This is a genomic window from Saccharothrix sp. NBAS 001 (assembly GCF_056640475.1).
Map to the genome: position 1 here is coordinate 4367931 of NZ_CM153251.1, position 9885 is coordinate 4377815.

The 9885-nt window shown below is 69.2% G+C and carries 9 protein-coding genes; 2 read left to right on the forward strand and 7 right to left on the reverse strand.

Features of this window, described 5'->3' with window-relative positions:
• Positions 1 to 110 precede the first annotated feature (110 nt).
• Genes AC0HI0_RS18095 through AC0HI0_RS18105 form a run of 3 tightly spaced genes read right to left on the reverse strand, consistent with a single transcriptional unit; the run spans position 111 to position 2873 of the window.
• Positions 111 to 728: a dTDP-4-dehydrorhamnose 3,5-epimerase family protein gene (locus AC0HI0_RS18095; protein ID WP_480933549.1), complete on the reverse strand. Its 618-nt coding sequence runs from the start codon at positions 726 to 728 to the stop codon at positions 111 to 113.
• A gap of 47 nt (positions 729 to 775) precedes the next feature.
• Positions 776 to 1690: a TIGR03564 family F420-dependent LLM class oxidoreductase gene (locus AC0HI0_RS18100; RefSeq protein WP_480933550.1), complete on the reverse strand. Its 915-nt coding sequence runs from the start codon at positions 1688 to 1690 to the stop codon at positions 776 to 778.
• A 37-nt stretch (positions 1691 to 1727) separates the two neighbouring features.
• Positions 1728 to 2873 carry a cytochrome P450 gene (locus AC0HI0_RS18105; RefSeq protein WP_480933551.1) on the reverse strand — a complete coding sequence of 382 codons (1146 nt, stop codon included), beginning with the start codon at positions 2871 to 2873 and terminating at the stop codon, positions 1728 to 1730.
• Between the two features lie 432 nt (positions 2874 to 3305).
• Here AC0HI0_RS18105 and rfbA point away from each other — a divergent pair, with 432 nt between their 5' ends.
• Together rfbA and AC0HI0_RS18115 are read left to right on the forward strand one after the other, a co-directional pair.
• Complete coding sequence (rfbA, locus tag AC0HI0_RS18110) at positions 3306 to 4211, forward strand: glucose-1-phosphate thymidylyltransferase RfbA (protein WP_480933552.1); 906 nt, start codon at positions 3306 to 3308, stop codon at positions 4209 to 4211.
• A complete protein-coding gene (locus AC0HI0_RS18115; RefSeq protein WP_480933553.1) occupies positions 4211 to 4420 on the forward strand; it encodes a hypothetical protein in 210 nt (69 codons plus the stop codon). Before rfbA ends, AC0HI0_RS18115 begins: the two co-directional genes overlap by 1 nt.
• 496 nt (positions 4421 to 4916) lie before the next feature.
• On the opposite strand, the gene AC0HI0_RS18120 is transcribed toward AC0HI0_RS18115, so the two are convergent.
• The 4 genes from AC0HI0_RS18120 to rfbH form a co-directional block, all read right to left on the reverse strand.
• Positions 4917 to 5501, reverse strand: a complete 585-nt coding sequence (locus AC0HI0_RS18120; RefSeq protein ID WP_480933554.1) for an LmbU family transcriptional regulator — start codon at positions 5499 to 5501, stop codon at positions 4917 to 4919.
• Between the two features lie 264 nt (positions 5502 to 5765).
• Positions 5766 to 6101, reverse strand: a complete 336-nt coding sequence (locus AC0HI0_RS18125; protein WP_480933555.1) for a hypothetical protein — start codon at positions 6099 to 6101, stop codon at positions 5766 to 5768.
• Between the two features lie 968 nt (positions 6102 to 7069).
• Entirely contained in the window at positions 7070 to 8455 is a 1386-nt protein-coding gene (locus AC0HI0_RS18130; protein ID WP_480933556.1) for an NDP-hexose 2,3-dehydratase family protein, read from the reverse strand.
• Positions 8452 to 9756 carry a lipopolysaccharide biosynthesis protein RfbH gene (rfbH, locus tag AC0HI0_RS18135; protein ID WP_480933557.1) on the reverse strand — a complete coding sequence of 435 codons (1305 nt, stop codon included), beginning with the start codon at positions 9754 to 9756 and terminating at the stop codon, positions 8452 to 8454. The genes AC0HI0_RS18130 and rfbH overlap by 4 nt, the downstream gene beginning before the upstream one ends.
• Between the last annotated feature and the right edge of the window lie 129 nt (positions 9757 to 9885).

The window sequence follows — 9885 nt, forward strand, 5'->3', positions numbered from 1 at the left end:
CCTGTTCGCAGGCCAGGCGCGGCTTGCCGGTCCACCCGCCAAGGGGCGGTCCGGCCTGCGGCCGGGGACCGCCTCGGCGTCGGAACACGGGCCGGCCGGCGGTGCCGGAGTCAGACGGACGTGTACCGACCGCCCAGCGCCTCCTCGATCTCCAGGCAGCGCTGATAGTCCGGCAGGATGCCCATCTCCATGGCCTCGGCCAACGTCGGCGCCGCGTCGTCGCGCTCGGACAGGATCGGTTCGACGTCCTCCAGGAGGGGCAGCCCCAACGCCGGGTCCCGCGCGTCCAGTGCCAGCTCCTGCTCCTGCACGTAGCTCGCGGAGAGCATGTAGGACATCACGGTGTCGTCTTCGAGCACGACGAAGGCGTGCCCGAGCCCGATCGGGCAGTACACGGTTCGGAAGTGCACCTGGTCCATCCGCACGGTGTCCCAGAGGCCGAAGGTCGGTGAGCCCACTCTGACGTCGACGACGATGTCCAGCACCGCGCCGCGGGCGCAGTAGATGTACTTCGCCGTGCCCGGTGGTGTGGCGGTGAAGTGGATACCCCGCACCACGCCCCGTCGTGAGTGGCTGTGATTGGTCTGCGCCACGGGGAACAGGGGCCTGCCCACCGCCTCGGTGAACGCAGGCCCCTGGAAGGGCGAGACGAACAACCCGCGCTTGTCCTCGATCACCCGGGGGGTGAACTCCAACGCCCCCTCGACAGCGAGCTTGCGTGCCTTCATCGAATCCGGACTCCTCGACGCGGTTGACGGGACGTGGATCGCACTGGTCAGGTGGTGAGCGAACCGAGGAACGAGCGGGTGCGCGCGGCGTCGGCACCCGTCAAAAACTCCGCGGCCACGAAGTCGGTCACGCCGGCCTTGGCCAGTTCGTCGAGCTTGGTGCCGACGGCGTCCTCGTCGCCGATGAGCGCCAGGTCGGCGGGGCCCGCGACGCCCTCGCGGTCGATCATCGCCCGGTAGGACGGGAGCGATCCGTAGGTTCGGAACTCCGTCACCGCGCGCCGGTAGGCGTCGTCGGGGTGATCAGTCACGCCGACCGGCAGCACGCACACCACGCGCGGGGCGGGGCGGCCGACTGCCTGGGCGGCGGCGGTGAGGGTGGGCACGACGTGGTCCCGCACGGTGGCGGGCCCGGTCATCCACAGCACCGTGCCCTCGGTGCGCTGGGCCGCGAGCGTCAGCATCCGGGGACCGAGCGCGCCGAGCAGCACCGGCAGCCGCCCGTTGCCCGGCGTCGTCAGCCGCAGCCGCGTCTGCACGGTCGCGCCGCTGAACGACACCGCCCCCTCGTCGAGAAGGGGCAGGAGCACCGAGAGGTACTCGTCCATTCGCCGCAGCGGTCGCTCGTAGGAATGGCCCATGAGGTCTTCGGCGACGACCCGGTGCGACAGGCCGATGCCCAGCGTCAACCGGCCCGGGCCCGCCGCCAGTGCGGCCGTGCGAGCCTGCTGCGCCAGCGCGGCCGGGTGGTGGGCGAAGACCGGCACCACGGCCGTGCCCACCTCGACGTCCGGCACTCGGCTCGCCGCGACGGCGAGCGCCGTGAGCGCGTCCATGCCGAAGATGTGGGACATCCAGACGGAGGCCATCCCGTCGTCGTATGCGCGCCGCAGGTCGTCGATCAGCCGCGAGAGGGCGTCCGGTCCGTCGTGCTCGTTGAGCGTCACGCCGATGCGCACCATTACCTCCGTGGTCGTGGGCAGCAGGTGGTCACGGGGGTCACAAGCGCACGGGCAGCGCTTTGAGGTGGACGCCGTCACCGGGCCGGGCCACGAACTCCAGTTCGTCCCGCGGCACGGCGAGCCGGGGTGTCGCGCCGTTGAGGAACAACCCGTCGATGACGATCTCGGCTTCCATCCGGGCGAGCCCGGCGCCGATGCAGTAGTGGGGGCCGTGGCCGAATGCCAGGTGCCCCACGCCCGCGCCGAGCGTGCGGCCGACGTCGAGGCCGAGCGCGTCCTCGGGGTATTCGTGCGGATCGTGGTTGGCGGCCAGGATCCCCGGGATGACCGCCTCGCCGCGTTCGATGTGCACTCCGGCGAACTCCACGTCCTCGGTGGCGTACATCGGCGCGCCGACCGGGACCGACGAGGTGTGGCGCAGGAGCTCGGGCACGACCCGCGGGCCGAGGAGCCCGGGCTCGGCGCGCAGCCGGGTGAGCTGGTCGGGGTGGTCGAGCAGCGCCAGGACCGCGTCCGCGAGGAAGTGCGCCGCGGGCCCGACCCCGGTGTCGATCAGCACCAGCATGATCGCCACGATCTGCTGCTCGTCGAGATCGCCCTCGTCCTCGCTGATGCGCAGCAGCGCCGAGATCAGGTCGTCCGTGGGATTCGCACGTCGTAGTTCGACCAGGGACCGGCCGCGTTCGACCATGCTCTTGAACGCCGGGACGAGCCTGCCGGGTTCGCCGGAGATCGCGTCCAGCATCTGTTCGCGCACCTCGACCTGATCGACCTCCACGATGCCGAGCAATTCACAGATCACGGCGCACGCGAGCGGGTAGCAGAACTCGGAGATCAGTTCGACCTCGCCGCGCCCGGACAGCGATTCACGCAGCTCCCGGACCCGACCCTCCAAGCCGGACCGCAACGCATTGATCCGAGCGGGGGTGAACGCGCGGGTGATGATCCTCCGCATTCTCAGGTGCGCGGGCCCGTCGGACAACACCAGGATGCCGTTGTACTCGCCGAACTCCGGGGGCAGCCCGTACGCCTCGATCATCTGGTCGACGACGCTGGGCCCCTCCCGGTCCGCGAGCTTGGCGGCATCGCGGACGAACCGGGGGTCGCTCAGCAGCGTCTTCATCTCCGCGTAGCCGGTGACGAGCCACATCGGGGTCTCCACGTCCGGCAGCCGCACCCGCACGAGCGGTCCCTCCGCGCGCAGTGCACGATAGGCGGCGGCGGTGCCGACGAATTCCGAGGTAAGACTTGGAATGCGATCTGAAACCGACACGGCTGCGCCTCCACCGAGTTCCGCTGAACGCTGTTTGATCGACACCGTACGCCGCCCCGCAGCCCGCCTTCAACTCATCGGCAGCCGCCGGCGCACCCTTTACCAGAACAGCATGACAGGCCAGGGTCGACGGGTCACCGCTGTCCCGCCGACAGGACGGAAATTTGCCTCGCACCTCGTCCGGCAGGCCCATAATTAAACCTGACCCAAGATCGGCTTTGGCCGGCGTCCACTATTTTCCTGGGCGCCGAGTTCTGCACAAAATGGAGGAGCCGTGGTTCGACCCATGTCGCACACGTCGCGTCGCACGACCGGATACACCGATCGTCGGGTTGCGTTCTCATGAAAGGCATCGTGCTCGCGGGCGGGCGCGGGACCCGCCTCCAGCCCCTTACCCTGGTGAGCTCCAAGCAGCTCGCGCCGGTCTACGACAAGCCCATGATCTACTACCCCCTCTCGATGCTGATGCTCGCGGGCATCGACGACGTCCTGATCATCGTCCTGCCCACGGAGCTGGAGCAGTTCCGCGGACTGCTCGGCGACGGCAGCCACCTGGGGATGCGCATCACGTACGCGACCCAGGACGAGCCGCGGGGCATCGCGGATGCCTTCCGCGTCGGCGCCGACCACATCAAGGGCGAGGAGTGCGCCCTGATCCTGGGCGACAACCTGTTCCACGGTGCTCGGCTGCCGTCCCTGCTCCGCAAAACCGCGCGGGAGCTGCGCGGCTGCGTGCTGTTCGGGCACCAGGTCGCCGAGCCGCAGCACTTCGGCGTGGCGGAGGTCGACGCGAAGGGCAACCTCGTCTCCATCGAGGAGAAGCCCGAGCACCCGCGCTCCAACCTCGCGATCCCGGGTCTGTACTTCTTCGACGAGACCGTGAGCGAGATCGCCAAGGGTCTGCGGCCCTCCGCGCGCGGCGAACTGGAGATCACCGACGTCCTGCGCGCGTACCTGACCGAGGGGCGGGCCGATCTGGTGCGGCTCGGCCGGGGCGTCACCTGGCTGGACACCGGGACCCACGAATCACTGCTGGACGCGGGCAGGTTCGTCCGGGATGTCCAGTACCACCAGGGAATACGGCTCGGCTGCGTCGAGGAGGTCGCCATGTTCATGGGCCTCATCAGCACTGACGCCTGCCTGGCTCTCGGCGCCGGGATGTCGGCTTCCCCGTACGGCCAGTACGTCATGGAGAGCGCCCGCAGCCATCGTGACAACCCCGTGCCCCTGGAGCTTCTGGAGTACTGATGCGCCTGCTGGTCACCGACGCCGGGGCCATCGGTTCGGCGTGCGCGCGGATGCCTCACGACCGGCGGCACCCGATCGACGACGCCAAGACCCGCGGGGTGCTCGGCTGCCGCCCGCAGCGGGACTTCGAGTCCGGGCCCGCCGAGACGGTCGCCCGGAACCGGGAGCACCGCTCCTGGTCGGAGCCGGCCCAGGGCACCATCGCCTGACCTGCGCGCGTGGTCCAGTACGGCGACTGCCGTACTGGACCACGCACCACGACCCGCGAGAACCCGACCCGCCTGGGCGGCGTCCTGCAATTGGTCGATCAAGGCTTCTGGTGGTTCCGGTGCATCGCGAGGGCGTGGTGAGTCGACGGATCGGGCGTGCTCGGCGATCGGGCCGTTGCCGCCGCCGGTGGCCAGTGGTGGCCGGCGGTAGCGTGATCACCGGCAGGTGGTCGACGCGATCCCGCGGACCCGGAGCCGAGGCCCTCTCGGTCGCGGGCGAGGCGCACTCGCACGACTCCACCAGGAAGTCCATGCGCGAGAGGGGTTTGCGGTTCGTCTGCCCCGAACGGGCCGACCAGGTCGCCCGCCGCACGGCCAAGGGCTCGCACGGCGGGCGACCACCGGCGTTCGACACCGAGTTGTACAAGCGGCGCACTGTGAACTTGAGGTCCGCTCGGCGGGAGTCCGCATCGACGCCTGCCGAACCCGGCTGCGCCTAGGCCCCGTGGGGATCCGGCGCCGCCGTCCACTCGCCCTCGACCAGGACGCGCTGGGCCGCGCGGTCCAGGGTCGACAACACCCACTGCTCCAGGTTGGTGCCCGAGAGCTCGGCGGCCTGCCGCCACCGGTCGAAGTCGCCGCCGGGCAGGTCGAGCGTCGGGCTGCTGTTGTTCACGGCCGCGGCCGGCGCGGGCAACAGTTTCTGCCGAGCGGCGTTGACCGCGTTGCGGAGTTGTTTCGTCGTCCAGCCCTTGAGTTCCGCCTGGTCGAGCCACATGTCCTGCTCTTCGTTCGGCAGCGACGCAATCTCGGAGTGGTGCTGAAACGACAATTCCGCCCGTCGACGGTGGATCGGGAACCGCCGAGCCACCCAGGCGTAGTTGCGGAGCGTCTGATACTGCAAGCCCGCCGTCGCGACACCACGTTGATACCTGTCCGCGTAGCGCTCCTTGCCGTACACGAGCCAATCACCGAGCCACCACGATGAAGAGTTGACGATGCCGGAAAGGCGACGGCCGGCAAGTTCCCATTCGTCGAAGGAGAGTTTCGCCGGGATATGCAGACCCGTCTGCAGGGTCACTACTCTGCTTGGCGCCGCTTCGCTGTCCGACCGGTGCGTTCTCGTTGGTCCGAGTCGGGCGGCGGACAATCCGGAACCGTGCGTTAACGCCCTGGCATGACCCATGCCTCGATCCCCTTCCCCCCAAGGTGTTCCCTGTGTCGCATATTACTGGAATACATGTGCCTGTACAGGGTCTGGTGACGGGCCCCCGACGGGGTTCCCATGCGGGGCGGCATTCGCACCGGGCGACTCCGCGCTTGTGAATGTCGACGTCACAGCCCATCACGGGCGTCGGTCGGCGGGTCCGCTCATCCCGACCACCGCGCTGGTGGCGGGGTTGTCGGGCCCGGGTGGAACGCCCGCGGCGCGGGCGAACGACCCGGACCAGCGGCGATCAGTGCCCGCAATCGGACGAATGTACACGCCCGGATGCTGCGAGCACCTCGGGGAACTTCGATCTTGCCCGGTGCCGCCGATTTCGCGAGCCGGTGTCGCCGGAATTCGCGAAAACGGCCAGGTGATCCGCCGCTCCACCGACAACCCGGGATCGAACTCCGGTCGTTTGCGGGCGATGTCGGCCCGTTCGCCGGTGAAGTCGGCCGGCGTCAGATCTCGCACTCGTGCGGGGTTGGCTCGCGCGATGCGAACGCTGAACAGCCGAGCGGTTTCGCCCGAACTGCGCAGGCCGCAGGCAGCCTGGCCGACAGCGTCCGGTGACTTCGACGGCGGACCCGCCGACATCACCGGCAAAAGACACCGGCACGCCGACTGGACGGCCCACCGCGGCGGCCCGCGCGGAGTGCACCGCCGGTGTGCCGACGCACCGGCCGTGCACTCCGCGCGGTTGAGCACCGAATCGGTCCGAACGCCGATGGCGACATTCGGACCGGCAGTTCGACCACTGATGTCTCGTCAGCGGGACATTTGGCAACGCTAAGATCGCGTAAGGATTTGACCTGCGACTTGGCCGGTCGATCGTCGCGCGGTATCGACGGCGGGTGATCAACTCGGTCTGCACGCGGACAGGGGAGAGCCTGCGATCGACGCAGTCGCGGCAGACACCGGATAGCCGCCATCACACCTGGCCGCCGATCTGCAACAGGTTTTTGGCCGCAACGGATGTTCGGCTTGTCATTCGAAGGGTCGGGTTCAGCCGTCCGGTCGTACGGGCTCTGGACGAGGCTCGGCGCGGTCGGGACGAGCAGCACCTCCGGCGGCCTGTCGACGGTGGGCGGACGAACAACGCGGCGACCGAGTTCGGTGTTCGAGAAGTTCGGTGTCCGAGGAGTTCGGGGAAACGAAGCACCCCGTCGGCGGACGCCCGCCCTGCGGCGGTGCACCTCCCCACCGCCCGCTACGACCGGCCGGACGTGCCACCCGCGGGCATCGGCCACGACGGCAACGGAACTCCTGGTGGAACGGCGCTTCGACGACGTCCGATCCATCAGGAGTTCCTCGCGTCCGCACCGGACAGCCCCGCTTCGGCACCCGTTGGGAAACGGGCGCTCAGCAGCAACAGGTGTTCGACGGGCCGGCGCTGAGGCAACAGCGTGCGAGCGGTTCCACGACGTCCTGCCGCCCTGGCGTCACCCCTGGGCGTTCATGCACAGCAGAAGCGTTCGCGCCTGGATGCTGACGTAGTGGCTGTACTGGGTCAGCAAAGCCAGCTGGTCACGCGAGATCCAGTGGAAGTCGGGGGGCACGTCGAGCGGCGAGTCACCGTCATCGGCGTCGATGATGAGGTAGCGGCTCACCGCGTCCAGGAAGCGCCCGCCTTCCTCCGAGTGCAACGCGGAGTAGCGGATCCGGGCCGGGTCGACGTTCGTCACCACGTCGAGGAAGGGCGGCCGCTCCGATACCGGCAGGTGCGCGTAGTTGTCGGGGATGCACTGGACGGTCGGGCCCAGCTCCGCGTCGACGAAGCCGCCCTCCGCGCGCGCACGCACCAGCACGTGCGGCACGCCTTCGATGGTGCGGGTCAGGAAGGCGACGACGCCCTGCCCGCAGGGTTCGATCAGCGGCTGGGTCCACTGGCTGACCTCGCGGCTGCCCGCGCGCACCGACAGGGCCACGACGCGGAAGTAGCGATTCTCCTCGTGGACGACCGAGGACGTTCCGCGCGACCAGCCCAGCACGTCGGCCAGGGGGATGCGTTCGCTGCGGATCTGGCTCATCGAACGCCGTGCGGCGAGCCAGGAGAGCACTTCCGTGTCGGAGTGCAGTGCGTACGACGCCCGGGACGGCCGCAGGCCGGCGAGCACCGAGCGGGCGTCCAGGTTCACCGTGTTGTCGTGGCGCAGCAGCTCGTGGATCTGGCCGAGCGTGAGCCAGCGGAAGTCCTCGTGGTCGGGCACCGGTCCCGTCGCCTGCACGATCATGTTGCGGTTGCGCTTGCGGTGGAACCACGCGCCGTGCTCGGACTGGAGCACGTCCGACAGGATCCGGCCCTGGGACGGGTCGGTGAAGTACTCCAGGTAGCGGACGTCCCCACCCTTGTGGACCTTGGTGTAGTTGCTGTACGTGGCCTGCACGGTCGGCGAGAGCTGCAGCAGCTCGGGTTCCGGGTTGCCCGGCTCCATCTTGGCCTGCATCAGGAAGTGCAGCACCCCGTCGAACTCCTGGGCCAGGATGCCCAGGATGCCGACCTCCGGCTGGACGATGATGGGCTGCAGCCACTCGGCGCTGCCGGGTTGCTCGCCGATGCTGACGCGCAGCCCCTCCACGGTGAAGAAACGTCCGCTGCGGTGGACGAGGTTCCCGGTTTCCGGGGTGAACGACCAGCCGTCGAGTTCCTCGAACGGAATCCGGTCCACCCCGAACGGGATCTCCTCGCGGCGTCGGTGCAGCCAGTCGCGCAGCTCGGCGACGGACTCCCCCGCCGACGCCGCCGCCGACCGGGCGACGAGGTCGGCCAGCGCCGCGTCCTCCCTGGCCTTGAGGGACCGTATGCGCGCAATGTCGGTCGCGGTCACCGGTGGCTCCCCACGAACTCGGTGATGGACGAGATCATGTAGTCGATCATCTCTTCGGTGAGGCCGGGGTAGACACCGACCCAGAACGTGTGCTCGGTGACGATGTCGCTGTTGGTCAGCTCGCCGGAGATCCGGTACTCGGCGCCCGCGTAGGCGGGCTGGCGCGTCAGGTTCCCGCCGAACAGCCTGCGCGTGCCGATCTTGCGGCTCTCCAGGTGGCTCACGAGTTCGGTGCGCCGGATGGGCGCGTCGGGGTCGACGGTGATGATGAAACCGAACCAGCTCGGGTCGCTGCCCGGTGTCGGCTCCGGCAGCAGCAGCCACGGCACGTCCGCGAGGCCCTCGCGCAACCGGCGCCAGTTGCGCCGCCGCGCCGCGCCGAACTCTTCGAGCTTGTCGAGCTGCGACAGGCCCAGCGCCGCCTGGATGTCGGTCGCCTTCAGGTTGTAGCCCACGTGGGAGAAGATGTACTTGTGGTCGTAGCCCGCGGGCAGCGTGCCCATCTGGTAGCCGAACCGCTTGCGGCAGGTGTCGCTCTCGCCGGGCTCGCACCAGCAGTCCCGTCCCCAGTCCCGCAGCGACTCCACGATGCGGGCCAGGACCATGTTCGAGGTCAGCACGCAACCGCCCTCCCCCATGGTGAGGTGGTGGGCCGGGTAGAAGCTGACCGTGGCGAGTTCGCCGAAGGTGCCGACGAGCCGGCCCTGGTACGTGGTGCCGACCGCGTCGCAGGAGTCCTCGATCAGGATCAGGTCGTGCTCGTCGGCGATCTGCGCCACCTCGGCGACCTCGAAGGGGTTGCCGAGGGCGTGCGCGATCATGATCGCCCGGGTGCGCGGACCGATGGCCTGCTCGACGCGTTCGGCGGTGGTGTTGTAGGTGCGCAGGTCGATGTCCACGAAGACGGGGACGAGACCGTTCTGCAGGATGGGGTTGACGGTCGTGGGGAAGCCCGCGGCCACCGTGATGACCTCGTCGCCGGGCACGAGCCTGCGGTCCCCCAGCTGGGGCGAGGTGAGGGCGGTGACGGCGAGCAGGTTCGCCGAGGAACCGGAGTTCGTCAGGTGCGCCTTGCGCCGCTGCATCGTGCGGGCGAACGCCGACTCGAACGCCCGCGACGACCGACCGGCCGCGATCCGCATGTCCAGGGCGGCCTCGACGATGGCTGCCCGGTCCTCCTCATCGAGCACCGCACCCGATGGCCAGATCTCCGTGACGCCGGGGATGAACCTCGTGTCGTCGGTAACCTCCTGGTGGTACTTCCGGACTTCTTCGAGGATGTGCGCGGCCCGTTCACTCATCGGTTGTCCTTTCCTTGGCCGCTCCCTGTGCACGATCGGCGCGGAGTGAGCATGACCGGCCGGGCTTAAGCCGAACTAGCCTGAACCTTGTTGCTCCACAATGGAGCCACCGACTGCTCGTCACGTGTC